Consider the following 26,495-nt stretch of genomic DNA (forward strand, 5'->3'; position numbering starts at 1 on the left):
AACCGGCCAGCCCCGGCCATCTTCTACTGTTGGCGCGCGTCAGGATCGACATCACGTCATACCAAACCAAGAAAAACTGCAGAAGCGGTCGAGCAGCATATTAATGGATCTGAAGAGTGGGACCGCCTCCGAGGTGCTGAGGCTGAAATTTCGGTCGATTTACCCACTGACCGCCGACGAGATCGCAGCACTTGAGCGTGCATGTACACGGACATATAGCCTCGCCCGCAACCAGGATGTTATCCGGGAAGGCGACAGGCCGGACAGCTGCAACCTGCTGATCGATGGAATCGTCTGCCGTTACAAGATACTGCCGGATGGACAGCGCCAGATTCTGTCCTTTCAGTTTCCCGGCGATCTATTCGACTCCCAGAGTTTCCTGCTCGATGCCATGGACCATGGTATCGCCACCATCTCGCCCTGCGTCATCGCGACGATTCCGCACGCGGCCATGGCGGCGCTGACCAGTGAACATCTGCGGCTGGGACGGGCTTTGTGGAAGGATACTCTCGTGGACGCGGCCATATTCCGGGAATGGCTGACCAATGTGGCGCGGCGTACCGCCTACCAGCGCATCGCGCACCTGTTCTGCGAGACCTTTATCCGCGTTAGGGCCATCGGCATGGCGCGCGGCGACACCATCGACTGGCCGATCACCCAGCGGGATATCGGCGACGCGCTCGGCCTGACCGTGGTTCACGTCAACAGGACGCTGCGAGACATGCGGAACGCGCATATCATCAGCCTGCAGTCCTCGACCTTGCGAATCCTGGACTGGCCCGCGCTGGCCGATGCCGCCCAGTTCGATCCGGCCTATCTGCAGATCCGGGACGCGGCCTGACGGCGTTCAGTAGCGGGCCATCTCCGGATCGACGGCCACTGCCCAAGCGTCGATGCCGCCGCGCAAATTCACCGCCTGATCGAAACCCCGCTCGCGCAGGAAGCGCGTTACCATGCCGCTCCGGGAGCCGTGATGGCACAGCACCACGAGCGCCATGTCGGCCGGCACGTCGGCCAGACGCGCGGGCACCTGCTGCATCGGGATATGAACCGCGCCGTCGATACGACATATGGCGATCTCGTCCGCCTCCCGGACATCGAGGATCGCGTGGGGTTCGCCATTGTCGCGCAAGGCCTTGAGCGTCAGTACGTCGATTTCCATCAGGTCTTCCGTTGCAGTGTCATCTCGGGCGTTCAAGCCGGGCCGGCGGGACGGGCCACCCGCGCCCGACCGTCGAGAATGACGGCGATGCGCGCGGCCAGTTCGCTTTCGTCGCAGGGTTTCATCAGCACGGGCACGTCGTCGGGTATCCGCACGAAATCCGTGTGGCCCGAGACCAACAGAACCGGCAGATCCGGCCGGTCCGCGCGCGCCTGCAGCATGAGTTCGAGGCCGGTCATGCCGGGCATCGCGAAGTCGGCGATGAGCAGATCGAACTGGTCCGGTCCATTGAGGATGTCCAACGCCTCTTGGCCGCTCGAGGCGGCAACGGCGCTATGGCCCAGCTCCGAGAGATATTCGCACAGCACCTCGCGGACGCCGTCATCATCATCGACCAGCAGCACATGAGCGGGCGCGATCGCGGGAACGTTGCCGCCCTCGTGCAGTATCCGTGCGATCGCGTCCGCCTGAGCACGCGGCAGGTACAGCTCGACGAGCGTGCCTTCGCCCCATGCGCTCTGGATCGTCAGCGCGCCGCCAAGCTGTTGCGCGACGCCATAGGCCATGGACAGGCCCAATCCGGTACCCTTGCCATCCTTGGTGGTGAAAAAAGGCTCCAGCGCCCGGCGCAGTACATCGGGCGACATGCCGGTACCGGTGTCTCCGACGCCCAGAACCACATACTCGCCGCTGCCCAGGCCATCGACCTGGCCGACATCGATCCGTTCGTTGCGCGCGGTCAGGGTAATGGTGCCGCCATCGGGCATGGCGTCGCGCGCGTTGATGCACAGGTTCAGGATCACCAGCTCGAGCTGGTCGGCATCGGCGGTTGCCGCCCACAGATCGCTCTCGATGCGCTTGTCGAGGACGACGAGTCCTCCGAGGGTGCGCGCCAGCAGGTCGTCCATGCCGGCGACCAGATCATCGACATCCACGGCCTCGGCGGTCAGGCCCTTGCGGCGACTGAAGCTCAGGAGCCGCTGGGTCAGGCCGCTGCCCCGCTCGGCGGCCATGGCAGCGTTCTCGATCTGCCGCCGGAGGCGCGAGCCCTCGGGCACCGCCTTGCGGGCGAGATGGAGGTTGCCCAGCACCGCCGTCAACAGGTTGTTGAAATCATGCGCGACCCCGCCCGCCAGCGTTCCGAGCGCCTGCATCTTGTCGGCCTGGCGCAGCCGCTCCTCCAGATGCCGCTGCTTGGTCACGTCCCGCTCTATCACCACCAGGCGAGCGGGAGACCCTGGCTGCGTCAGGGGAATGCGGCTGACCGCCAACCAGCGCTCACCGTGCTCCGTGTCGTGCCGTTCTTCGAGGGACTCGGACGGCTCGCCGGTCGTCATCGCCGCCTGGTCCGCTTCGGTCGCCGCCGACGCGGCATGGTTCTCGCGCAACGCGTCCTCGGTTTTCCCGAGGCAAGCCTCGACCGGCAGGCCGAACGTGCCCGCTTTGATGGCGTTCAGTCGAATGAAGCGCCCTTCGGCATCCTTGAAGGAGACGGCGTCGCTGGTGTTGTCCAGCAAACCATGGAAGAGCGCGCGTTCCTGGTCGAGCGCGCGCGCCAGACGATATCGTTCGTAGGCGCCGCCGACCATGGCGCGAAGCACCGCGGGATCCCACGGTTTCGGCGCGTATCCGACGATGCCGCCCCGGTTCACCGCCGCCGCGACCGCTTCGATGTCCGCGTAGCCGGTCAGGAGGATGGCCTCTGCCTGAGTGAGTTCCCGCGCTCGGGCGAGAAACACGTCGCCTGTCATCTCGGGCATGCGCTGGTCGGAGATGATCACCCAGACATCCTCGCCTGATTTCAGCAGGTCCAACGCGTGCTGCGGAGACGTGGTCGTGATGACCCGGTAGGAGGATTCGAAGAGATCCTCCAGCGCGACCAGGATCTCTGCCTCGTCATCGACGATGAGGATGCTGCCATGAGCGGAGCGAACGGTCATGTCACTCATGGGTCTTGTAGGGCACGCGGACGATGAAGCGCGTTCCGCCGCCGGGACGATCGTCAATCTCGATGACTCCGCGGTGAGCATCGACGATCCGATAGGCAATGGACAGACCGAGTCCGGTACCCGCGCCGACTGGCTTGGTGGTGAAGAAGGGCTCGAAAATGCGTTCACGAATGTCCTTGGGAATCCCGGGTCCTGTGTCGCTGACTTCGATCACGTAGTCGTTGCCCGCGATGCGTGTCTCGATCCCGATCACGCCGCCGCCCTGCAGAGCGTCGATCGCGTTGCCAACGATGTTCATGACAGCCTGGTTGATAAGTGCCGGCGCGCAGAAAAGTTCCTCGGGTGCCTCCAGCCGGCGCTCGATTTTCACGTCTTCGCCCAATTTCGTCGACGCCAGGGCCACGACCGTGTCCAGCGCCTCCGGAATGTTGATGCGCTGGAACTCGCCTTCGTCGAAGCGCGAGAACTTGCGCAGATTGAGGACGAGATTCTGAATGCGCCCCAGCCCCAGCCGCATGGACCGCAGCCGGTCGCGGGCCTTCGCGCCGCGTGCTTCGCGATCCGCTAACGGCATGTCGGGCGTCACCTCGCCCAGAACGCGTTCCACCGTGTCCTGATGGGCCAGGATGAAGGCGAGAGGATTGTTGATCTCGTGGGCGATGCCCGCGACCAGCTCGCCCAGCGAGGCCATTTTGGCGGACTGTACCAGCTGCGCCTGGGTTTCCCTCAGCTTGTGATTGGCGGCCTCGAGATCCTGGTTGGCACGGGCCAGCGCCTCGGCCAGGGTCGCCTTCGCTTCGGCGGCGGCGGCCTCCGCACGGGCGCGCTCCAGCGCCGTTTCCCGGTCACGGTGCTCGCTGGATATGCGCTGGTTCTCGTCCGTCAGCAGCTTGCGCCTGACGAGCGAACGGATACGGGCTTTCAGGATGTCGCGATGGGTGGATTTGGCCAGCACGTCGTCGACGCCGGCATCGAAGGCGCGCAGGAATATGTTCTTGGCCGCGCCCTCCTTGTCGTCGCTGCCAAGAGCGACGATCTGGAACTGGGCGCTCTGCACGGCCGATGCCGTCTCCCGCCTGACCGTGTCCAGCCGGGCACACAGGCTGATGCCGTCGAATCCCGGGCTGAGTACGTTGACGACGACCGCGTCGCAGTCCTCACCCGAGGCACCAATCGCCGCGACGGCCGCTTCGGCGGTCTGCACGGCGGTCACCTCGTAGCCTTCCAGGGTCAGGATTTCCCGCAGATAGGCGGTGAAGGTCGGGCTGTCGTCCACCACCAGGAGACGGGCGCGCCGGAACGGTGTAAAGGCGGCCGAGGCGTTCTCCCGGTTGATCTCGACAGCCCCGGTCTTTGCCTGCTGGCGCAGCAGCGCGCGGATGCGCGGCAGGATCAGTTCCTGGTCGGCCGATTTCGGCACATAGGCGTCGACGCCGCTTTCCAGCCCCTGTCTTTCGCGCTCCGGCGCCAGTTCCCCCGTCAGCATGATGATGGGGATGGCGCGGGTACGCATCTTCAGTCGCAGCTGCCGCGACAACTCGTCGCCATTCATGCCGGGCAGGTGATAATCGGCGATCACCAAGTCGGGCAGGTGGCGGTTCAATTCTTCCAGCGCCGCCTCCGCCGTCGGGACGCATTCGACCATGTAGCCGTTTCGCTCCAGGGTGCGGCGGAGCTGGAACGCCTGGGTCGCGGAATCTTCGACGACCAGGATACGCGTTGTCTCTGCCGGGCTGGGCAAGGTCATGCCTTGGCGTCCCGTCTCAGCATGGTGGCGACACGCGGTCCAATCAGGTTAAGCGGCAGTGACAACGATGCCGCCCCCAGTCTCACGGCGGCTGCCGGCATGCCATAAACGACGGCCGTGCTCTGGTCCTCGGCGATGGTGCGTCCACCCGCGCGGCGCAGCTCCAGCAGACCCTCGGCGCCGTCCTCACCCATCCCGGTCAGCACGATGCCGAGGCCCCGCGCACCGTAGTGCTCGGCGATCGACTTGAACAAGATGGTCGCCGACGGGCGCTGACCGCGCAGGGGCGCGCTGGCATTCAGACGAAGCACGCCGCCCGGCCTGACTTCGAGATGCCTGTCGCCCGGTGCGACGTAAACCGTGCCGGGGCGGGCGATCTCCTGATCCTGGGCCAGCTTCACGCGCTGGGGAACGACACTGTCGAGCCAGGATGCGAAGCCTTCCATGAAGACCGGACCCATGTGCTGCACGATGGCAACGGGTGCGGCCGGCTCGGCCGGCATCCCGGCGAGGAGCTTGGCCAGCGCGGGCGGTCCGCCTGTAGAGGCCGCGATGCCGACCATGCTTGGCGGACCGATTTCCACATCGGGCGCGGATGACGTCGCGCCACTGCGCCATTCGCCGCCGATCACCCGGCGCCGCACCACGGCAACCTGACTCATGATGTAAAGCTGGGTACAGATGGTACCGGCGACATCCAGATATTTGCCATGACTTTCGCCGACCGGCTTTTCCACGACCGACAGGGCGCCGGCGCGTAGCGCGTTCATGGAGATCTGGAGCGAGCTGTCTTCCAGGTCGCCCGCGATAATGACGATGGGCGTCGGAAATTCCGTCATGATCTGGCGCGTCGCGTCGAGACCGTTCATCCCGGGTAGACGCACATCCATGGAAATGACGTCCGGACGGACCGTAGGCAACTGCTGCAGCGCTTCCTCGGCCGTGCTGAAGGCGGCCGCGACGGTCAGGCGCGGATCCTGCTCGATGATATGCATCAGCAGATGACGCACCACCGGCGAATCCTCAACCATCATCACTCTGACGGGTGCGGCGTTCTTCTTCATAGCAATTGGGTGATCGCCGACAGGAGTTCGCGCTGATCGAACTTCTGCTTGGTGATGTAGGAATCAGCCCCCAGGTCCAAGCCCCGGCGCATATCCTCGGGATCGGCGCGCGAGGTCATCAGGATCACCGGAATGGTGGCCAGATCCGCGTCGTTCTTCATGGCTTGCAGCAGCGAGAAACCGTCCATCCGCGGCATCTCGATATCCGTGATCACGAGGTCGATGCCGGTGCCACCGCGCAGCACGGAAAGAGCGTCGATCCCGTCCATGCTGAGGATGACGCGGTAACCTTGGGATTCGAGGATGCTTTTCTCGAGTGTTCGCGTGGTTATTGAGTCATCGACCACCAGAATGGTCGGTGGCGTGGCGGGGGTGGCGACGCGGTCGAGCAGGCCGGTCTCATAGGCGCCGGCGAAGCGGCCGCTGCGGCCCCATCGTGCCAACAGCTCGGCTGGATTGAGCACCAGCACCGGACGCTCATCGTAGAGCAGCGAACCGTTCACGAGGTGGGGATCGCTGCTCAGCACCGCCGTATCCGTCACGATGGCATTGCGGGATTCGATCAGCCTGTCCACCACGAAGGCGCAGCGGTAGGCACCCCAGCGCACCAGCACGGCGCTGACCATTCCATTCTCCGCCGGTATTCCCTTGTCGCCCATGTTCAGCAACGCCCCCAGTCCGACGATCGGCACGATGATCTCGCTTCCGTCCAGCGTAACCGGAACGACCGCCGATCCACCCATGCTGTGAATATCCGATGTCTTTAAACGCAACAGACTTTCGATAGGATGCATGGGGAGGGCAAATATATTCGGGCCCGCCTCCACGAGCAGCACGTTATGGCGGGCTGCCACCAGAGGCGCGGCGATCACGATCTGCGTGCCGTAGGGGGTGGCGGGGTGGATGTCGATGGAGCCCTGGAGACGGCGCACCGTGTCATGAACGATGGCCAGGCCCATCCCGCGGCCCGACAGCCGGTCTACGGCGCCGGCGGTGGAAAATCCCGGCGAGAACAGCAGGCGGGCAAGTTGCTCGCGGCGCAGGGCCGGTGCGTCGTCCATCTGGGGGGGGAGGATGCCTGCCTCACCCGCCACGGCCGCGATGCGATCAAAGTCCAGGCCTCTGCCATCATCCCGGACCGTAAGTACCAGCATCCCTTCATTGGCGGCCGCCTCCACCGAAATGCTGACGGTTTCCGGCTTGCCTGCCGCCCGTCGTTCCGCGCCGCCCTCTGCCCCGTGGCTCACGGCGTTGCGCAGAAGGTGCATCAGCGGGTCCTTCAGGGCCTGCAGGACCCGCCGGTCGGCATGCAGGGAAAATCCCCGGTCTCGGAAGGTGACGTCACGATCGTTCTCCCGTGCCAGTTCCCGGACCATGCGGCCGAAGCCGCCGAAGACGCTTTCGATGGGCACCAGCGAGAGCTCGGCGATGTCGTCGCGCAGCCGGGCCGCGGCCTGGTCCAGGTTCCATGTACCTTGCCGGCGCTCGCGCATCGCGCTGCCGACATCCCGCGCCAACTGGAGCAATTCGTGCTCGAATGCCGCGCCGGCATCGCTTTCCTCTGCCCGGCGGGCACGGCGCCAGCGCTGATCCAGGCTCTTGAGACTCGCCTGAATCTGGAGCAGGGCGGTTTCGGCCCGGTCGCGGCGCTGCAATTCTTGGGACAGTGTTTCCATGGAATGCAGCGCGCGGTCGACCTGCGCGGCGGGAATGCGCAGATAATCGACCCCGCCAGCGCTCTGTTCCGTCGCGGGGACTTCCACAGCGGCATCGTTCGGCGCCGCTTCGGGCGCGGCGATCCGCGCCATGTCGCCCGCCTCGCCCTCGATCGCATCAAGGAGCCGCTCCATCTCGGCCAGCCCAGGAGCCGCCGCGCCGGTCGCGGGCGCGTCCGAGAGCAGCGCCTCGAGATCGTGCGCCAGGCTTTCGATCGCCGGATTGTCGACCGCGCGCGCGGCGCCTTTCAGGCTGTGGGCGCGGCGAAAGGCATCGATGAAATCGGCGTCGCCATCTTCCCTCGCGGCGAGGAGGACTCGGCGAATCTCCGACAGATGTTCGCGCACTTCGTCGCGAAAGATCGCCAGCAGTTCCTGTTGCAGGTCGGTCATTGGCGACTGTGCCCCATTGCCCGAAGACGCCGGTTACAGCCGGTAGCGTTCGGTCAGCGACACCAGCTGTTCGGAAAGCTGCGTCAGGTTGGCGGCGGCCTGATCCAGCTGCCGGGTTCCGGCGGCCGTCTGCTGACTGCCCTGCCGGATATTCTGCAGCGCACCCATCACCTGCTCGATGCCCAGCTGCTGCTGGTTGGTCGACGCGACGATCTGCTGGAAGGTATGCACGCTCTCCTGCACGCGGCCGCTGATTTCCTCGATGGTTCGCTGGGTGGTCTCGGTTTGCTGCTTGCCGGCCGAGACACGCTTCACGGCTTCTTCGGTCAGCATGACCGACGAGTTGATGCCGCGCTGGATATCGCCCAGGATGGCTCGGACCTGCACGGTCGCCTCCTTGGCCTGATCGGCGAGCATCTTCATTTCCGAGGCGACCACCGCGAAGCTGCGTCCTGCCTCGCCGGCCGCGGCCGCTTCGATGGCCGCGTTCAGCGCCAGCAGATGGGACCGTTCCGATACGTCGTTGACCGTCAGGATGATCTCGCCGATCGCCTGGGTCTTTTCGCTTAGCGCCACGATGTTCTCGGCCACGGCTTCGGCCTGGTCGCGGATGGAATCCATGGCATGCATGGCGTCATCGACCGCGCGCAGGCCCGCATTGCTCGTCTCGGCGGTCATCTGCGCGGTGGCGATGACTTCTTGCGCCCGCTTCCCGATCTGTCCGCCCGCATGGGTGATTTCGTCAACCGTCGCGGCGGTTTCCTGCACGGCGGCCAGCTGTTCCTCGACGCTGGCGGCTTGTTCCTGGGTCGAGGCACGGATTTCCGCCGCCGCTGCGTTCAGATTTTCTGTCGCTTCCCTGCTCTGCCGCGTGAGCTGACGCAGCCCGTCGACCATTCCATTCAGAGCCTGGGCCAGGCGCCCCATTTCATCCGTACTCTCCGGCGCCCGTTCCGCCAGATCGCCGCGTCCGACCCGCTCGGCGAACTGCGAGAACCGTTGCAGTTGCGAGGTGATGGACTGGCGGATCAGGAAACTGATGGCAATGGCGGCCAGCGCCGCGACCACGATGGCGGCGATGATCGCCGTTTGGCTGGTGGCGTAGATTTCGGCCGTCCGGGTCCTGCCGACGTCGATGGCCATGTCCACGGCTTCCCTTCCATCGTCCAGATTGGCGAAGAAACGGGCGCGGTGATCGTTGATTTTCGCCTCGGACGCGGACACGCCGGCATAGTTGCCGGTTCTGACCGCTTCGAACTGAACCAGTGTCTCGGCGCGGATCTGACGTTCATCCCCACGCGCCTTCTCCAGCGCTTCCGCCAGCTTGCGCCAGGACTGAGACCGCTGCGCGCTCGTCGCGGTCGAGCTGAACTGCCGGGCCGACGCGGACATTTCCGACAGCAGATTGTCCAGGGTTTCGCTGTTGCGCTGCCACTCCGCGACGGTGTCCTCGCCTGATGGCGGTGCCCGGTCGATAATTCCCAGCAAGGCGTTGATCACCGTCTGCTCTCGCATCTTGCCCTGGTCCCGCTCGGCGGTCTTGATGCGGTCGAGATGAGACAGAGCGGCGATGTCGCGCGATACCGTCGTTTCGGTATTGTCCTGCACCTCGCCCATCTGCACGAGCATATACACGCCGACGCCGATCAGCGCGAAGGTGATGATGGCGAAGCCGAGAAGGATTCGGTTTGCAATGGAAAGGCCCACGTCAGGTCGCTCCGGCAATTGATGAGGGTTCAAGCAGCGGTATCAGCAGAGTGTCGATATCGAGCAGGCCAAAGCCTTGGCCGGCCTCGGGCTCGCGCAGAAAGTCGGTGACCGCGTCGGGCGCGGCGGGCGGCCTTTCGCCGGCCATGGCCGGCTCATAGGCATGCGTCACATGCAGGACATTGTCCACCAGCAAGGCGACGCGCGGCCGCTGATGGCGCAGCAGCAGCAGGGTCCCGCCGGTACGGTCCACGGCCGGGCGGCCGAGCAGAATGGCGAGATCGACGGCGTTGTAGACGATGGCTTTCTCGGCGATCAGCCCCAGCACGCCAGAAGGACTTGCCGGGATCGCGGACGGGCGGCGCCACGGCACTACCGCCACCACGCTATCGAGGGCGATGCCATAATGCTCCGGCCCGATGGCGCAGACCAGCAGCGGTGTGGTTTCCGTGGCGGCGACGTCCCGCGCGACACCCCGGCGTGCCAGTTGTTCCGTGCGGGCGTCGAGGATCGACTGCACCGCGTCGTCCTGCATTTCGGGCAGGTGATTTTGTGCCATCATCTATGCCACGTCCGAAAAAGCGGACGCGATCGGCGTCCTCAAACCCATGATGTCGAGCTGCAAAGCAATGCCGCCGCTCAATTCACCGGCGGTCAGGCCGTCGCCCTCTGGCACCACGGTGCCCGAGGGCTGCGCCGCCGCGAGGCGAAGCGCGTTGGTCAGGGCGCGCCGGGCATCGCGCGGTTGACGGCGGCCAGCGAGTAGCAGGCCGAGATGGTAATGGGCCGCAATGAACGTGCGGTCGAGGAAGATGGCTCTGCGAAACGCCTGTTCAGCGTCCGTCTCGCGCCGAAGGGCGTGTAGGCACAGCCCGCGCCTGAAATGCAGCAGCTTGTTTTCAGGTTCCTGGGCGAGAAGGATTTCGCACTGGCCGAGGGCTTCGGCAGTCTCACCGGCTTCGATCAGCGCGGCCAGCGCGGCCAGCGAATCCGGCCCTGCCACCGCGGTTTCGCGAGGTGGCAGCGATGCCGTTTCGGGGCGCCGGCGTGCCGGGGCAGTCGGCTCTGGCCGGGGCCGGTAACGGACCGCGGCAGGGGCGGGAGGAGGGGCGATGCTGGCCTCGGCGGCTGGAGCAGCCGGTTGCGCCAGTGCTTCCACGCGGCGGTAGGCGGTGGCGCCGGGAAAAGCGCGGGTTTCGAAGACCGAAGCCAGCGCCGGATTGGGTTCGGCGTTGCCAACGAGGAGCCATCCGCCATCGACCATGGTATCACGCAGGCCGCGAAGAATCCGCTCGCCCGTCTCGTAATGAAAGTAGATCAGCACGTTACGGCAAAGCACGAGGTCGAAGTCGCTGAACTGGAGCGGAGAGGTCCCGTCCAGCAGGCTGAGCAGATTGTGCCGCTCGAAACGTGCCATCGCTCGATATTCCGACCGAAGCTGGAAGGACCGATTGCCGGCTTGCGGTGTAAAGTACCGAGCGATCAGATCGTCGGGCGTCGAGCGCAAGGCCCACCGGCCGAAGATTCCCTGGCGCGCCGTATCCAGCGCCGCCTCGTCGATATCTGTGCCAATGATGGAGATGCGCCAGTCGGCGATCCGTTCGCCCAGCAGATCACGCAGAATGATGGCGATCGAATAGGGCTCCGCTCCGGTCGAGCAGCCGGCGCTCCAGATCCGGATCGACCGGCTTTCGGCATTTCTGGTCAGAATTTCCGGCAGGATCGTCTGGCGCAGCGCGTCGAACTGATCGGCGTAGCGGAAGAAATAGGTCTCGCCGATGGTGATCTCTGACTCCAGCGCGGCCCATTCCTTCACGCCGAGCACCGGATCGCGCAGGCGTCGGAGATATTCGGCGCACGAGACCATGTCGCCTGCCCGCATCCGCCGGCTCACCCGCTCCCAGAGGACGTCGTCCTTGTCGTGATAATAGAAGTGCCCGGTGCGCGAGATGATGATGTCCTTCAGCGCCGGAAAGGACGCATCGGGCAGCAATGTCGTCGGCAGGGCCGGGGGACTCATGGCGTGACTGCCGACCATTCGGACAGCCGGCTCTGGGCCATGCCGTACAAGGCATCCAGCGTGTCGCGTTCTTTTGCCATCAGGATGCGTTCGACGCTCAGCACGTGGACGAGGGCGCCATCGATGGAAATCTCGAACTCGACGCAACCATTCAGCGTGCGGGTCTCGTCCACGGCCAGGAACCCGTCGGATGGCGCCGCCGTGATGTCGCGCACCCTGTCGACGAGAAACGCGACCTGGCTCGATCCCTGGACGCGGGGCAGGACGAGGTGGCGATAGATGGTCTCGGGGGCGTCCGTGGCGGGAAGTCGGAAGAGCCGGGCGAGCGCCAGCACTGGCACGGCGCTGCCGCCGAGATTGAAGAAGCCTTCCACCGGAGCGGGCAGTTCGGGCGGTCGCCACAAATTCGGCAGGGGCAGGATGGCACGTACATCTTGGCGTGCCAGCGCGCAAACGGCGCCGCCGGTCTCAAAGATAACAATGTCGGCGGTGCCGGACTGCGCGATCAATTCCCTTACCCTGCTCCGGATAGTCGGGGCGCTTGCGGACAACAAGCCGAAGGGAGGAGTGTAATACATCCTGACGGGACAGCGTTAACTTTGATCAGCTTCATATCAGGGTTCTTGTCGGAGGCGCGTCTCCCGGCTGGATTGGAACCGAAATCCTGCCGGGTGGTTTCTGGTCCTGAACCCATCTCAGGAGGCCCGCATGGTCAAGACCGGCAATGATGCCAACATCGTCTCTACCCTTTCAGATCGGCATGGCGTGTCCGAGGATGCCGTGCGTACCGTGCTGAATGCGCTGCGCTCGGGGGGCGGGCGGATGGCCCAGTTCTCCCATCCTGATTTCGGCGGCATGGCGCAGTGGTCCTCGGGCATGACCATGGTCGGTGACATGTTCAACGATCGTATGAAGGCGACACTCAACGCCTTGGCGAGCGATCTCGTGGACTATCTTCGTGACGCCCCGGCGCCCGAGGGGGCATCCAAGGGAAACGATGATGTCAGCTATCGGTCGAGCCGGTCGCCTTCCGACTGGTGGCCCGATGGCCTCGGCTCACCGGCATCCAGCGGGTCACAGAATCACATGCGCTACGCCATCTTTCCCAACAGTTCGCGCCTGGTCATAGATGATGGCGGCCGTGTCACCGTCTACGATACCGGAGACCACCGGATATCCGGCATCTCGCAGGCCCAGAGCACCGACTCGCGGCTGACCTTCACCAGCCAGAATGGGCTGGTGAAGGTGTCCGAACTGGAAATCGTCGAACGATCCTGATCCGTCAGGCCGCATCGAACTCGAGCGGCAGGTGCCAGGGTTCGATGCGGATGGCGATGGGCGTGGGGTTGGAGCCCGGCTTGAATCGTGGGTTTCGGATCACTTCCATCAGCAGCTGCGTGCCGATGACGGTCTCCGCGCGGGCAAGCTGATAGCCCACGCAGAAATGCGCGCCCAGACCAAACCCCATATGACCGGCCCGGCCATTCTCGTGATAGCCGGACCGTAGTTCCTTGCCGAAATACAGGTCCTCGCGGGACAGGTCGAACCTGTCGGGATCGCGGAACACGCGCTCGTCGCGGTTCGCGCCGTAGAGCGACAAATGGACATAGTCGCCTGCGCGAATGACTTCGCCGTGCAACTCCACGTCACGGACGGCCCGGCGCGTCTGGATTCCCGCGGGTCCGTGAATGCGCATCATCTCGCTGAAGGCGCGGTCCAGAAGCTCCGGATCCTTTTGCACCGCTTCCCACTGGCTGGGATTGGCGAGCAGCTGATACCACAGATTGGCGATGGCCTTGTCCGTGGTCTCGGCGCCGGCCACCAGGATCAGGCTGGCGAACGACTTGATCTCCTGCTTGGTCATGCGTGCGCCGTCCACCTCGGCGACGGACAAGCGTGACAGCAGGTCATCCTCCGGCGCCTTGCTGCGGGCCTCGATCAGCGGGTCCAGATAGGCGTGATATTCCGCGTTCGCCTTCTGGCCCTTGACGCGCAGCTCGGGCCCGCCATTGATGCCGTTCATCATGGCGGGATACCAGTCATGGAACATCTCGTGCGCTTCCTGCGGCAGGTTGAGCACGTCGAGAATGACGTTCAGCGGCAGGCGGGTGGCGAAATCGTCGACGATGTCGATCTCGCCGGTGGCGGCGGCCCGCTCGGCGATCAGCCGTGCGTGCTTTTCGGTGAACTTGCGGATCAGCTCCATGGCGTTGCGCTGGATCGTCGGCAGCAGCGTCTTCAGCTTCAGGCCGACGAACTGGGGCGCGACGATGTTGCGCAGCTTGGTGTGGTCCTCGCCGTCATACTCCATCAGCGTCGGACCGAAGACCGCGCCGATGTGCTCGCCATTCGGCGACGCCGAGAAATTGATGTTGTCGCGGAACAGGTTGGTGACATCCTCGTAACGGGTCACCATCCAGTGACCCGTGCGGGGGTTGCGATAGGCGGGGTAATGATCGCGCAGGATCTTCAGCGTCGGGTACGGATTGGCCGCGTAGGCGGGACTGGTGAAGATCGCGGGATCGACAACAGGCTTGGTCGTGGTCATGGGAGTGGCTCCCTGAAAAGGATCGCGGACGTTCAGCCCTTGGCTTGGGGGCCGTCGAACGACTTGAGCAGCTCGTACCAGCCCGAGCCCTTCACCGCGAGCGGCATGCCGTCGAAGCGTTCGGCCGTTTCCAGGTGGGTGCGGCGGCCTTCCCACGCATTAGGATCGCGCTGCCATTCGTTCAGCACCCGTTCCGCCTCTTCGTAGCTCGGCGCCTCGACTTCATAGAGCGACAGGTAGCCGGAGACGGTTTCGCTGCCGAGGTGAGGCCCCGCCAGTTTGAACACGCTGCCCCGGATGAAGTTCGGGCATTTGGCGGTGTCTTCGATGTGCTGGTCGACGAACCATTCGTCGAATTGCGCCTGTTTGTCGGCGCTGGGCGGCTCGCAAAGTCCGATGAGAACGAAACGCGGCATGGCTTGGTGTCTCCCCTTTCCAAACATGTAGGCGTGAAGGTAACAGCTTCTCGCCCCGGTTCGGATGGGAAAAATCCATCGCTTCGCCACATTTTTCGGGCGATTTCGCCCGTCCGACGCTCAGATCGCGTGCGCCGCGGCAGGGATAGCGGTGGCCGGCGGCGGGGCAAGGGGGTGATCATCGTCCGGCCCCGCGTTCTCGCGCCAGCCCATCCGGTCGAACAGCATGGCGAGGTAGAACAGCCGCAGGAATAAGGCCGGCCGGCCGACCCCGGTGCTGAACTTGGTCCACACCCGCCGCTGCACGGCATTGGTGAGGGCCGCGGGCAGCAGTTTGCGCCGGACGATCATCTTGCCCAGCGCGAAGGTCCCCGTACGCAGGGCCGAGGGCCGTTCGCCATCGGTGCGCACCAGCTCCAGCGCGGCCAGCAGAGTGTCGGGGGTGAAGCGCCCGCCGCTGCCGCCGAGGGCGCCGATGGCGGCCGTCAGACGGCCCGTTCCGCCCAGGATCGTGGCGGAGATATCCGGCTGGGATTGGCGGGTCCGGGCGCGGCGAATGCGGAAGAGGTCTGGCAGATTGCGCGCGGCCGCTGCTTCGAACAGCGCCTTGTCCACCCGGATATGGCTGGGCACGTGGCGCGCCATGTCGAGCACCCTCAGATCGAGATAGGGCAGGGCGAACGGCGTGTGCGGGCCGATCAGGGCGGCGCGGATCCGCACCATGTTGGCGATCAGGAAGGTGTCGAGGAACAGGCTGTCCATGATGTCGTAGCGGCTGGCGGCCGCGGGCATTTCGGCGACGAGGTCGTCATAGGACTGGCGCAGCGACCGGACCAGCCGCGCCGCGTCGCCGGCGGGCAGGGCGGCGGCGATCTTTTCGATCAGGCGCGGGTTCTTGAGTGTGATCGCGCCCAGCAATTCGTCCGGTTCCTCGAGGCGCAGCGCGCCCTGGCCGAACGCCTCGTCCCCGAAGAGCAGCAGGGGATTCCGCCAGCGTTCCCTGGCATCGGTGGCGGCCCGGTGATAGGCATCGATCTCGTAGCAGGGCTTGCGCATGAATGCGCCGTGCCGCAGGTGGGTCTCCACGAGGTCCACGGGATCGAGGGCCTGGGGAAGGGTGTAGACCTTGTGTTCGATCCCGAGGAACGCGGCCTGTTGCCGGGCGACGTCGGCATCGCTGCCGGGCTTCGGCGTTCCCGTGGCGAACGAGAAGGTGCTGACGCGCGCGCCGGCCGCGTGGAGAATCCCTAGCAGCGCCGAGGAATCATATCCGCCCGACAGCGCCAGGACCGAATGACGGCCCGCGGTATGCGCCGCCGCCGAGGCGGTGACCCGGGACCACAGCTCCCGCTCCATGGCGGTCCGGTCCGCCCACGGGTCGGTGCCCGGCCGGTGGCGCCAGTACCGCGCGACCGCCATGTCGCCGCCGGGCGCGATCCGGGCGATGGCGGCGGGCGGCAGACCGCGCACCCGCGCGAACAGCGTGCGCCCGCGCAGCATGATGCCGGTGGCGAGGAAGCTGGCGACCATGGCATCGTCCACGCCCGGCGCCAGTTCGGCCAGCAGGCCGGGACCATCGGAAACGAGATGGGTGCCGTCGATCACCGCGTGATACAAGGGCGAGATGCCCAGATGATCGGTCCACAGCACCAGTTCGCCGGCTTCGTCGAGCCAGAGATAGCTCTGGTGCTGCCGGGCGGTGTTGCGCAGGCCTACGGGCGCCGATGCTGCGTCGATCATGGCGAGCGGGATTGGGATCTCGTTGCCCCGGCTCGCATCGAGGGTGATCAGGGGGTTCTTGTCGAATGACGCGGTTTGCCAGGCATACAGGGTCAGCCAGCCGCCGGGCAGGGCAAGCCGGGTCACACAGGCTGGCGCATGGCGGCTTTCGATCGCCTCGACTACAGAATTACTGACCGCAGTGCTGACCACCGCGATGAATGTTGCCGTCCGCACAGAGCAGGCCCCCAAGCCGCGTCATAAGCCGTTCTCGCTCATGCGTTTATGCCGCAGTGGCGGCAGACCGCAAGCGCGATCACACGGCCGGCCGCCGATAGTTCCACCCGGAGGTAGCGACGTGCCGCTAGGCCTGTACCAGCTGCGCCTTGCGGATTTCCAACTCGGCGTTACAGGCTTCGCAAGTCACGGGCCACTCTTCGGCCCGGCTGCCATTGGGCGGCGTCTGGACGCCGCACAATGTGATGGCGACCGGCACCTTGCGGTCGCCGACCTTGAGCCATTCGCATTTGTGGATGGTGCCGTTGGCATCCGCCCAAACCTTGCGCGGACGTGCCTCTGATCTGGCCGATTCAGACATTGGTGTCTCCCCTGACCTTTGCCGACCCCATCACGCTAGACCCAATCGACGGGCCGCGCCAGTCTCGCGGGAAACGCGGGGTTATGACCGCGTCAGTCTTTCGACCCGCGCCAGCCAGTTGCCCAGTTCTGCGGTCCGCTCCTTCGGGTCGATGACGGGGCGGAAGGCCGGCGGCGCCTCGGCCGGCTCCGCGGCGCGTTTCGTGAGGTCGTTCATCTCGTCGACCAGCTGAGCAATCCGTTCGTGGTCCATCGCGCCTGTCTTCAGGATGCTTTCCCGAAAGCCGCCGACCAGCGCGGCCACTTCCGCGCCATCGAACTCCAGATGGTACTGGGTGGCCCAGAATTCGCCTCCGCCGCGCCGCAGGATGGCCGCCTGCACCGGCGAATGCGCGTTGCCCGCCAGGAGTACGGCGTCGTCCGGAAGCCGGGTCACGGCATCATTGTGCCAGCACAGGGCGTCGAACCGCCCGGCCTTGCCGGCATACATGTCGTGGGCGCGGCCCTCGCCAGTCAATGTCACGTCGCGCGCCCAGCCAATCTCGGCGCCGGCCGGGCTCGCCTCGACCGCGCCGCCCGAGGCCACGGTGGCGAGCTGGAGGCCGTAGCAACAGCCGAACTGGGGGATGCCCCGGTCGAAGAGCGCGCCGGCCATCTCGATCTGGGCGTCGATCAGGGCATTGCGGCGATGGATCGTCAGGTTCGAGCCGCTCCAGATGACTCCATCGAAACTCTCCAGCGGCGCCGGAAGCTCGGGCGCGTCGTTATCGAACGTCATGACCGAAATCTCCGCGTCCGGACGGTGGATGTCGACCGCGCGGGTGAACATGTCGCCGGCGCGGGATCCCCCTGCGCCGACGATGCCGGCGCGCCCATTGGCGGTGTAGGCATCGCAGATCAGAAGTTTCAGGGACATGGCATCAACCTCCTGTCGTTCACCGGGCGTCCGCGCCTGGGCTGCGGCTCGTCCATCCATATAAGCCGATGGGCGCCGCAGGGGCGCATCTGGTCCGTCTGGTCTATATCGACCGGATCGCCATTGTCATGGCCTTCCTCGCGGTCCCGGCTTCCAGCGTGCGGCCGCGCCCTGCATCGGAACAAGGCGGGATGCTGCTCGTTAGCGGTGGGCGAAGGCATGTGAACCGGCTCGACACCCAAGCCTCCATTCGTTCCATGGGCTTCAAACTCCCAGTCGTGCCGGAGATCAGCCCAGTTTCTTTTTGTGGGAGGGAGCTTGTGGATAGTCGGCCATTGCTTGTCGCGACCCGGGTGGGATTCGCGGCACGAGGCGTGATGTACCTGCTCGTCGCGTATTTCGCGCTGACGTTCGGTCTGGCGCAAGACGGCTCGGAGGCGCTCGAGCATCTGGAGAGCGGCCTGGGCCGTGTCCTGTTGGGTATCATGGCGCTGGGCTTCGCCGCGTACGGGGTCTGGCGGCTCCTGGAAGCGTTCATGGACAGTGCGGGTCACGGGACATCCGCCAAGGGACTTGCCAAACGCATCGGCGGCGGCGTCAGCGGTCTTATCCATCTCGGCTTGAGCTTTTCGGCCTGCAAGCTGGCTCTCGGACTCGGTGCGGAAGGCGGCGACAGCACCGAGGCGGGCGCCTCGACGGCGCTGGGAATGGCTGGCGGTGAATGGGCCCTCGGCATTGCGGCGGTCGCCGTGATGGCGGTGGGGCTCTACCAGTTCGTCAGCGCGATCAAACTCGGGTTTCTCAAGCATCTCGAACCGCGCGTCGCGGGGAAAGCGTGGATCAAGTGGGCGGGACGCGCCGGCTTCGCGGCGAGAGGCGTGGTGTTCGTCCTGGTCGGGATCTTCTTCTGGCGCGCCATGATAACGGAGAGCGCCGCGCAGGCGGGCGGCATGGGGGACGCGATCGCCGCGCTGCCCGCCACGGCACAGACCGTGGTCGCGGCCGGCCTGTTGATGTTCGGTATCTTCAGCCTGATCGAGGCCCGCTACCGGTCGATCGACAACCCCGCCCGAAGTGGGCGGTGAGACGAGGGCGGCCTCAAGTCTCCGGAGCATCCCGTCGGCGGGAAACGGACCCGTGGAACCATCGTCCGGCGCGGGTGTTCGCGGAGTCAGTCCTGGAGGTAGCCGATGGCCATGAAAATCCGAGGAAAGGCTGACACCGAGCCGGCGAAGCAAAAGCTGGGCAAGTACCAGTCCATGCGAGATTTCAGCGTGACGGCTGAGCCGAGCGGCGAGTCGGCCGTGAAAGGCTCGGACCGTCTGCGTTTCGTGATCCAGAAGCACGCGGCGACGCGTCTTCATTACGACCTTCGGCTCGAACTGGATGGCGTCTTCAAATCCTGGGCTGTGACCAAGGGACCGAGCCTGGATCCGCACGACAAGCGTCTCGCGGTCGAAGTCGAGGACCACCCGCTGGACTACGGGGATTTCGAGGGCACGATCCCGAAGGGCCAATATGGCGGCGGCACCGTCCAGCTCTGGGATCGGGGATTCTGGGAACCGGAAGGCGATGGCTCTCCGGCACGGGCGCTGCAGAAGGGCGAACTCAAGTTCACGCTCTCCGGCAAACGTCTCGGTGGAAGCTGGGTGCTCGTGCGTCTGCGCAAGGACCGGGAGCGGAGCAAACGGAACAACTGGCTGCTGATCAAGCATCGTGACGACGCCGCGCGCGAAGGCGCCGGCGACGCCGCGCTGGTTGAGGAGAAGTCCGTCGCGTCGGGCCGTTCCATGGCGCAGATCGCCGCCGGCAAGGGCAAGGCGCCAAAGCCATTCATGCTGGACACCGGGACCGAGATCGCGGCGGCAGATGCGGTGTGGCATTCGAAGGAGAGCCCCGGCAGCACCGGAGATCCGGCAAAGCAGGCCAGGGCGCCCAAAACGGCGAAGGCCAAGCGCACGGGGGGCAAGTCGCCCTTCTTCGTGGAGTTTCAGCTCTGCAAGACCGTCTCCCGTCCGCCCGAAGGCGACGATTGGGTGCACGAGATCAAGTTCGACGGATACAGGATCCAGATGCACGTGTCGGACGGCAAGGCGGTGCTGAGAACGCGCAAGGGCCTGGACTGGAGCCGCAAGTTCAGTGCCATCGCCAAGGCCGGCGCGCGCCTGCCAGACGCGATCATCGATGGCGAGATCGTCGCGCTGGATGAATATGGCGCGCCCGATTTCCCGGCCCTGCAGGCGGCCATTTCGGAAGGCAAGACGGACGACCTGGCCTATTTCATGTTCGACCTGCTGTTTCTGGACGGTGAGGACCTGCGGGACAAACCCCTGGTCGAGCGAAAGGCCGCGTTGGAAAAAATGCTGGCCGCACAGAAAGCCGAGCCTCGCCTGAAATATGTGGAGCATCTGGAGACCACCGGCGACGCGGTGCTGCGGTCGGCCTGCAAGCTCGATCTGGAGGGCATCGTCTCCAAGCGCGCCGACGCGCCTTATCGATCGGGCCGGACCGACACCTGGACAAAGGCGAAGTGCCGGGGCGGCCAGGAGGTCGTCATCGGCGGCTGGACCGAGACGAATGGCCGGTTCCGCTCGCTGATCGTCGGCGTCCACCGCGGCGACCACCTGGTTCATGTGGGCCGCGTCGGCACGGGCTATGGCGAGGCCAAGGTCCGCACCCTGCTGCCGCGGCTGAAAGCCGTTGAATCGGAGACCAATCCCTTTGGCGGCAAGAACAAGCCGCGCAATGGACGCGGTATCCACTGGACCCGGCCCGAACTGGTCGCGGAAATCGCCTTCGCCGGCTGGACCGGTGACGGCAGTGTACGCCAGGCTTCGTTCAAGGGATTGCGCGAGGACAAACCCGCCGCCGAGATCGAGGCGGAACTGCCGGCCCCGGCCGACACCGCGCCAGCCAAGCCGGCCATCGTGCGCAAGCACGGCCGGGCCGAGGTGATGGGCGTGGTGATCTCGCACCCCGAAAAGCCTTTGTGGCCCGCCGACGACAAGGGGCCGCTGACCAAGCTCGATTACGCGACGTACCTGGAAACGGTGGCGGACCGGATGCTTCCTCACATCAAGGGGAGGCCGTGCTCCATCGTGCGCGCGCCCGACGGGATCGGCGGCGAGCAGTTCTTCCAGCGGCACGCCATGCCCGGTGCATCCGCCCTGTTCAGCATGGTCGAGGTGTCCGGCGACAAGAAGCCGTATCTTCAGATCGACCGGGTCGAGGCGCTGGCGGCCTTGGCGCAGCTTGGCGCCATCGAACTTCATCCCTGGAACTGCCAGCCGGGCGCGCCGGACGTGCCGGGCCGGCTGGTGTTCGATCTCGATCCCGCCCCCGACGTGGACTTCAAGGCCGTCGTGAAGGCTGCCCTGGAGATCAAGGAGCGGCTCGAGGCGCTGGGCCTTTCCACGTTCTGCAAGACGACGGGCGGCAAGGGACTGCATGTGGTCACACCGCTTACCAAGCCGAAGCGCGGCGGCCTGACATGGGCGGAGGCGAAGGCATTCGCGCAGGACGTGTGCCGCCAGATGGCGCGGGACGATCCGGACCGCTACGTCGTCAACATGGCCAAGAGCAAGCGTACCGGCCGGATATTCCTCGACTATCTGCGCAATGACAGGACCGCCACCGCCGTGGCGCCGCTTTCGGCGCGCGCGCGGGACGGCGCGACCGTGTCGATGCCGATCGGGTGGAGCCAGGTGCGCGCGACGCTCGATCCCCAGCGGTTCACGATCAGGACCGTCCCGAAACTGTTGAAAAAGAGCGATCCCTGGGAAGGATACCGGGATGCCGAGCGGCCCCTGCTCGATGCCGCGAAAAAGCTGCAGAAGGAACGCGGCGCCACGGACCGCGTTAACGGCGGATCAATATAGGGAGCGCATCATGCCACCGCGTTCATTCTGGAAGGGTTACCTCAAGCTTTCGCTGGTTACCTGTCCGGTGGCCATGACCCCGGCCGTCACCCAGGCCGAGCGGGTCAGCTTTCACACGATCAACGCCAAGACGGGCAACCGCATCCGCAGCCAGTACATCGACAGCGTCACGGGCGACGACGTGGATCCGGGTGACGAGGTGAAGGGCTTCGAAGTGGCCGACAGCAAGTACGTCATGCTGGAGGACGAGGAACTGGACGCGGTGGCGCTTGAGACGACCCACACGATCGACATCGAGAAGTTCGTCCCCAAGGACGAGATCGACAGCATCTGGCTGGAGAACGCCCATTACCTGACGCCGGACGGCGAGGTTGGGGAAGAGGCGTTCAGCGTCATCCGCGAGGCCATGGCCGAAACCGGCATGGTGGGCATCTCGCGTCTCGTACTGTACCGCCGCGAGCGTGCCGTCATGCTGGAGCCGCGGGACAGCGGCATCATCCTCTGGAGCCTGCGCCAGGCGGATGAGGTTCGTGATCCGGAGGCGTATTTCGGCGAGATCAAGGAGGGCAAGTCCCGGGCAGACGCCCTGAAACTCGCGCTTTCGGTCATCGAGGAACGCACGGTGACGTGGGACACGGCGCTACTGGGCGACCGCGTCCAGCAGGAGCTTCTCGACCTGATCGAGGCGAAACAGAAGGGTAAGAAGCCGCGCAAGCCCAAGGCCGAGAAGGCGCCCGCGGACGGCAACGTGATCAATATCATGGATGCGCTGAAGGCAAGCATCGCCAAGGAAACGAAGGCGAAGAAGCGTTAGCTGGCCTTGCGGCGGGCTGGCGCCTTCGCCGCCCGCTTCGGCGCGGGTTTCGCCTTCGCGGCCGGCTTGGCCGGTTTCGGATTGGGGGCAGCCTTGCCGGCGCTCTCGCGCAGGGCATCAAGCAAGCTGACGACGTTGCCTTTCTTCGGCGGCGCCGGCGCCTTGATCTTGCGGCCCGCCTGCTTGGCCTTGATCAGATCGGCCAGCGCGGTCTCGTAGCGGTCCTCGAACTCCTCGATGTGGAAGCTGCCCTTCTTGGTGTCGATGATGTGTTCGGCCAGTTCCAGCATTTCGCCGGTCACCTTGCTGGCGGGCACGGTCTCGAACACCTCGGCGGCGGGGCGTACCTCGTAGTCGAAGCGCATCAGCCTGACGAGGATACCGTCATGCTCGGGCCTGATCATCAATACGCGGTCGCGTCGGAACAGCACGGTCCGTGCGATGCCCACGACCTTTCTGGCCCGCATGGCGTCGCGTATCAGGGCAAAAGCCTCCTGCGCGGGCTTTCCAGAGGGGGCCAGGTAGTACGGGTTGCCCATGTAGGTATCGTCGAGCTCATGGCAATCGACGAAGGCCTCGATGTCGATGGTCTTGGTGCTTTCGGGAACCGCCGCGTCAATCTCTTCCTGGGTCAGGATGAGATATTCGTCCTTGTCGATTTCGTAGCCCTTGACCTGCTCATCCCGCTCGACGGGCTTTCCTGTCGCTTCGTCCACATATTCCCGTTTCACCCGATGGCCGGTCGCCCGGTTGAGGGTGTGGAGGGAGATGCGATCGGATTTGGAGGAGGCCGTGTACAACGCGACCGGGCAGGTCAGCAGACCGAGCTTCAGGAACCCCTTCCATTGCGCACGTATCGCCATGATTTCCATTCTCCGGACACCGTCGATAACGGACGGCCAAGGCGGCGGTTCCATTCGGCGGCCTGCTCTCCCCCATGCCCAGCGAACAAGGTAGCCGGATACGCCGATCCGACCGGACGCAACAGTGGTGTCAGATTACCGGAGTTATGTTCTGACGATCGATGCGGTACGCGCCAACTCCCGCCTATGATAAGCTGACCTTAGGAAGCGAGGGGACGCGGACTGGCCATTCACCTCTATATCGACCTGATCGGGGTCGTCATTGCTTTCTTCGCCGCGTTCGTGGTGGCGGACGCGCTGGCGCGTCGGTTCGATCTCCTTCAAGGTCGACCGTGGCATCAGGCCGTGTTGTATTCGGCCATGCTGATCCTGGCGCTGATGACCGGCGTCGAAGCCGCAACAGGCGTGTTCATCGATGCGCGCGGCGCCGTCATCGCGGTGGCGACCGTGTTTGGCGGGACGGTGTGGGTGGGTTTGGCGACCAGCCTGGCCGGCGCCGCCGCGCGCCTGCTGATGGGCGGCGAGGGGGCTTTGGCCGGCGCGGCCGGCATGTTGCTGGACTGGGCCGCCTGCTACGGGGTGGTTGCGGCATTCGCGCGGTGGCGGCCGGTGCAGCGGGGCGATTGGGGCCAGCTTGGGGTGGTCGCCCTTGTCGTCGGCATGATCGAGGCGCTCTCTCTGTTCTTCGTCGGAGGCGCGAGCGGCTTCGAGGTGACCCGGGAAGTCGATGTCGGCATATTCGGCGTACAGGTCGTCTCCACCTTCCTCCTCGGGGCGTTGATGTCCCTGTATCTGACGCGTGAGGCCGCGCTGCGCGCCGCGCTAGATGGCCGCAACCGGTTGAGCGGCGTGCTGAAGCAGGCGGTTCGGGCCCTGGGCGAAGTGGTCATGCAAAGGGACATGCCCACGGCCGAGCACCAGCAGAGGGTGGCCCACCTCGCGGTGGCGATCGGCCGTGACCTGGGCCTGGAGCCGGCTCAAGTCGAAGGACTGGAACTGGCAAGCCTGGTCCATGATATCGGGCAGATCCAGGTGCCCGGAGAAATCATCTCCCGTCCGGGACCGCTCAGCAGCGCGGAGTTCGATCTGGTGCGCATGCATCCGGAGACCGGCTACGAGATCCTCAAGACCATCGATTTTCCGTGGCCCGTCGCCGAGATCGTCCTGCAGCATCATGAAAATGTCGACGGCAGCGGTTATCCCGGGGGGCTGGCCGGCGAGGAGATCCGTATCGAGGCCCGAATCCTGAGGGTCGCCGATGTCATGGATGCGCTGACGTCGTTCAGACCCTTTCGGGCGCCGCTTTCCGTCGGACCGGCGCTGGAGGAACTGCGCGCGATGGCGGGCACCAGCCTCGATCCGCGGATCGTCGACACCTGCATCGGCCTCTTCACGCGGGGTAGCTACGCGTTTCCACGTCCGTAGCGCCGGCGGCAAGCGGGGCGGCCGAGGTGTCACCGAACACGTCGATGGCCGCGGCGACCACGTCGGGGTCCAGTTTGGCGCCGGCCTGCCGCCGAATCTCGGCCAAAGCCGCTTCCATGCCCAGGGCCTGGCGGTAGGGACGATCGGTCGACATGGATTCGACGATGTCGGCGACGGCCAGAATCTTTCCTTCCAGCAACAACTGATCGCCCTTCAGGCCGAGCGGATAACCGGACCCATCCATCCGTTCGTGATGTTGGGAGGCAATCTCCGCAAGCGGCCACGGCCAGTCGATTTTCCCCAGAATGTCCAGGGTCGCCTTCGCATGACGGCGGATGATCTGCAATTCAACCGGCTTCAACCGGCCCGGTCGCGTCAGCAATTCGACGGGCACCTGTATCTTGCCGATGTCGTGCACCATGGCGGCGAGCCGCAGCACCCGCCGTCGCTGCGGCGCCAGATCCATCCGGACGGCGATCCGGTCGGCCATGTCAGCGACACGCCGCTGATGATCGGCCGTATACGGATCACGTCCGCTCAGCGCCTCGGACAGGGTTTCGACCGCCTGCTCCAGGGCCCGTTCGATCCGCTCCGCCGCTGCCTCGTTCTTGGCAACCTGATCGGCATAGGCACGCTTCGCCTTGAGGCCACCCAACGCGGTCATATGCGCCGCGGCAAATTGCTGGAACAGGTCGATCTCGCCCGAGGTGAAGGCATTGGGATGCTTCGATCCAACCGTAAAGGCACCAATCGCGCGCCCGTCCTCCATGAGCGGCATGGACAGCAGCGACCGGATGCCATGCTGCAGCGCATGGTCTCGCCATGGGCCGTAACCAGTGTCGGCAAGCACATCGTTGGTAATCTGAAACCGGCCTCTTCTGATGGCCGTGCCTGCCGGACCCCGGCCCATGGGAACATCAGCCCATGACAGTTCCAGTCCCTCCACATAGGCGCGAGAGGCGCCGGCGGCCGCCGCCACCCGCACCGACATGTCCTCCTGGTCCGCCCAACCGATCCAGCAAAGCGCGTAGCCGCCGGCCGACACCACGCCCTCGCAGGTCACCCGGTCGAGATCCTCGAGCGTATCGGCGCGCGCGCGTTCCTTGGTCGCTTCGTACACGGCGGTGAGGGCGAGGTTGAGACGGTCCGCCTCATCGTCTTCGCTCAATCTTTTCAAGGTGTGGTGAAGGCTCGTCACGACGGTCGGGCCTCGCCCGAGATGGAGGACTTCGCTGCTGGTAACATCGACGGGAAGCAAGACCCCGTCCGCTCGCGCGATGTGGCGCCGGAAGGCGAAACCGGCATTTTCATCCGCCGCCGCGAAAACCGCGGCGGCTGCTTCACGCTGGGTCAGGGGATGAAGATCGGCCTGGGGCATACCGATCAGCTGGTGCAGATCGATGCCCGTCATATCCTCGGCCTTGCGGTTGGCGTCGACGATGATGCCGGTTTCGGCATCCGTCAGCAGAAGCGCTTCGCCCACATGATCCCAGACGGCGCCGAGCAGCTCCATGCCATCGGCAAATCGCGTCGGCGTGCTTCTACGAATCATCGGTCGGGCG

Annotated in this window: 22 protein-coding genes; 6 read left to right on the forward strand and 16 right to left on the reverse strand. The window is 65.3% G+C overall.

Annotated elements, in window-relative coordinates; translation table 11 throughout:
- The first annotated feature begins 103 nt into the window (after positions 1-103).
- Positions 104-841 (forward strand): Crp/Fnr family transcriptional regulator, encoded by a 738-nt coding sequence (locus tag WJU17_RS16835; protein ID WP_346328554.1) that lies wholly within the window; start codon positions 104-106, stop codon positions 839-841.
- Between the two features lie 6 nt (positions 842-847).
- Here the strand turns inward: WJU17_RS16835 and WJU17_RS16840 are convergent, their stop codons facing one another.
- Genes WJU17_RS16840 through WJU17_RS16880 form a run of 9 tightly spaced genes read right to left on the reverse strand, consistent with a single transcriptional unit; the run spans position 848 to position 12,266 of the window.
- On the reverse strand, positions 848-1,162 hold the full coding sequence (locus tag WJU17_RS16840) for a rhodanese-like domain-containing protein (protein WP_346328555.1): 315 nt from the start codon (positions 1,160-1,162) through the stop codon (positions 848-850).
- A gap of 32 nt (positions 1,163-1,194) precedes the next feature.
- Positions 1,195-3,102, reverse strand: coding sequence for a response regulator (locus WJU17_RS16845; protein WP_346328556.1), 1,908 nt, complete (start codon positions 3,100-3,102; stop codon positions 1,195-1,197).
- 1 nt (position 3,103) lies between these two features.
- On the reverse strand, positions 3,104-4,858 hold the full coding sequence (locus tag WJU17_RS16850; protein WP_346328557.1) for a response regulator: 1,755 nt from the start codon (positions 4,856-4,858) through the stop codon (positions 3,104-3,106).
- Complete coding sequence (cheB, locus tag WJU17_RS16855; protein WP_346328978.1) at positions 4,855-5,892, reverse strand: chemotaxis-specific protein-glutamate methyltransferase CheB; 1,038 nt, start codon at positions 5,890-5,892, stop codon at positions 4,855-4,857. Before cheB ends, WJU17_RS16850 begins: the two co-directional genes overlap by 4 nt.
- 26 nt (positions 5,893-5,918) lie before the next feature.
- On the reverse strand, positions 5,919-8,030 hold the full coding sequence (locus tag WJU17_RS16860; RefSeq protein ID WP_346328558.1) for a response regulator: 2,112 nt from the start codon (positions 8,028-8,030) through the stop codon (positions 5,919-5,921).
- Between the two features lie 33 nt (positions 8,031-8,063).
- Positions 8,064-9,737 (reverse strand): methyl-accepting chemotaxis protein, encoded by a 1,674-nt coding sequence (locus tag WJU17_RS16865; RefSeq protein ID WP_346328559.1) that lies wholly within the window; start codon positions 9,735-9,737, stop codon positions 8,064-8,066.
- 1 nt (position 9,738) lies between these two features.
- Complete coding sequence (locus WJU17_RS16870) at positions 9,739-10,299, reverse strand: chemotaxis protein CheW (RefSeq protein ID WP_346328560.1); 561 nt, start codon at positions 10,297-10,299, stop codon at positions 9,739-9,741.
- The gene (locus tag WJU17_RS16875) at positions 10,300-11,757 is read right to left on the reverse strand and encodes a CheR family methyltransferase (RefSeq protein WP_346328561.1); all 1,458 of its coding nucleotides are present in this window, start codon (positions 11,755-11,757) and stop codon (positions 10,300-10,302) included.
- Positions 11,754-12,266, reverse strand: a complete 513-nt coding sequence (locus WJU17_RS16880; RefSeq protein ID WP_346328562.1) for a chemotaxis protein CheW — start codon at positions 12,264-12,266, stop codon at positions 11,754-11,756. Before WJU17_RS16880 ends, WJU17_RS16875 begins: the two co-directional genes overlap by 4 nt.
- A gap of 199 nt (positions 12,267-12,465) precedes the next feature.
- Between WJU17_RS16880 and WJU17_RS16885 the strand changes: the two genes are divergently transcribed.
- Complete coding sequence (locus WJU17_RS16885) at positions 12,466-13,035, forward strand: hypothetical protein (RefSeq protein WP_346328563.1); 570 nt, start codon at positions 12,466-12,468, stop codon at positions 13,033-13,035.
- A gap of 4 nt (positions 13,036-13,039) precedes the next feature.
- Here the strand turns inward: WJU17_RS16885 and WJU17_RS16890 are convergent, their stop codons facing one another.
- The 5 genes from WJU17_RS16890 to WJU17_RS16910 form a co-directional block, all read right to left on the reverse strand.
- Positions 13,040-14,305, reverse strand: coding sequence for a cytochrome P450 (locus WJU17_RS16890; protein WP_346328564.1), 1,266 nt, complete (start codon positions 14,303-14,305; stop codon positions 13,040-13,042).
- 32 nt (positions 14,306-14,337) lie between these two features.
- Positions 14,338-14,721 carry a hypothetical protein gene (locus WJU17_RS16895; protein ID WP_346328565.1) on the reverse strand — a complete coding sequence of 128 codons (384 nt, stop codon included), beginning with the start codon at positions 14,719-14,721 and terminating at the stop codon, positions 14,338-14,340.
- A gap of 120 nt (positions 14,722-14,841) precedes the next feature.
- Positions 14,842-16,677: an asparagine synthase-related protein gene (locus WJU17_RS16900; RefSeq protein WP_346328566.1), complete on the reverse strand. Its 1,836-nt coding sequence runs from the start codon at positions 16,675-16,677 to the stop codon at positions 14,842-14,844.
- Between the two features lie 127 nt (positions 16,678-16,804).
- A complete protein-coding gene (locus tag WJU17_RS16905) occupies positions 16,805-17,038 on the reverse strand; it encodes a hypothetical protein (RefSeq protein ID WP_346328567.1) in 234 nt (77 codons plus the stop codon).
- Between the two features lie 81 nt (positions 17,039-17,119).
- A complete protein-coding gene (locus WJU17_RS16910) occupies positions 17,120-17,953 on the reverse strand; it encodes a type 1 glutamine amidotransferase (RefSeq protein ID WP_346328568.1) in 834 nt (277 codons plus the stop codon).
- Positions 17,954-18,021: 68 nt separating this feature from the next.
- Here WJU17_RS16910 and WJU17_RS16915 point away from each other — a divergent pair, with 68 nt between their 5' ends.
- The 3 genes from WJU17_RS16915 to WJU17_RS16925 all read left to right on the forward strand — a co-directional run bounded on the left by WJU17_RS16915 (position 18,022) and on the right by WJU17_RS16925 (position 22,645).
- On the forward strand, positions 18,022-19,038 hold the full coding sequence (locus WJU17_RS16915) for a DUF1206 domain-containing protein (RefSeq protein ID WP_346328569.1): 1,017 nt from the start codon (positions 18,022-18,024) through the stop codon (positions 19,036-19,038).
- 111 nt (positions 19,039-19,149) lie between these two features.
- A complete protein-coding gene (ligD, locus tag WJU17_RS16920; RefSeq protein WP_346328570.1) occupies positions 19,150-21,831 on the forward strand; it encodes a DNA ligase D in 2,682 nt (893 codons plus the stop codon).
- Positions 21,832-21,841: 10 nt separating this feature from the next.
- Entirely contained in the window at positions 21,842-22,645 is an 804-nt protein-coding gene (locus WJU17_RS16925) for a Ku protein (RefSeq protein ID WP_346328571.1), read from the forward strand.
- Here the strand turns inward: WJU17_RS16925 and WJU17_RS16930 are convergent.
- Positions 22,642-23,508 (reverse strand): Ku protein, encoded by an 867-nt coding sequence (locus WJU17_RS16930; RefSeq protein ID WP_346328572.1) that lies wholly within the window; start codon positions 23,506-23,508, stop codon positions 22,642-22,644. The two genes, WJU17_RS16925 and WJU17_RS16930, sit on opposite strands and share 4 nt — an antisense overlap.
- 345 nt (positions 23,509-23,853) lie before the next feature.
- Between WJU17_RS16930 and WJU17_RS16935 the strand changes: the two genes are divergently transcribed.
- A complete protein-coding gene (locus WJU17_RS16935; protein WP_346328979.1) occupies positions 23,854-24,933 on the forward strand; it encodes an HD-GYP domain-containing protein in 1,080 nt (359 codons plus the stop codon).
- Here WJU17_RS16935 and WJU17_RS16940 read toward each other — a convergent pair.
- Entirely contained in the window at positions 24,899-26,485 is a 1,587-nt protein-coding gene (locus WJU17_RS16940; RefSeq protein ID WP_346328573.1) for an HD domain-containing phosphohydrolase, read from the reverse strand. The two genes, WJU17_RS16935 and WJU17_RS16940, sit on opposite strands and share 35 nt — an antisense overlap.
- Between the last annotated feature and the right edge of the window lie 10 nt (positions 26,486-26,495).

It is taken from the genome of Iodidimonas sp. SYSU 1G8, assembly GCF_039655775.1.
In the GTDB taxonomy this organism is placed as follows: domain Bacteria; phylum Pseudomonadota; class Alphaproteobacteria; order SMXS01; family SMXS01; genus RI-34.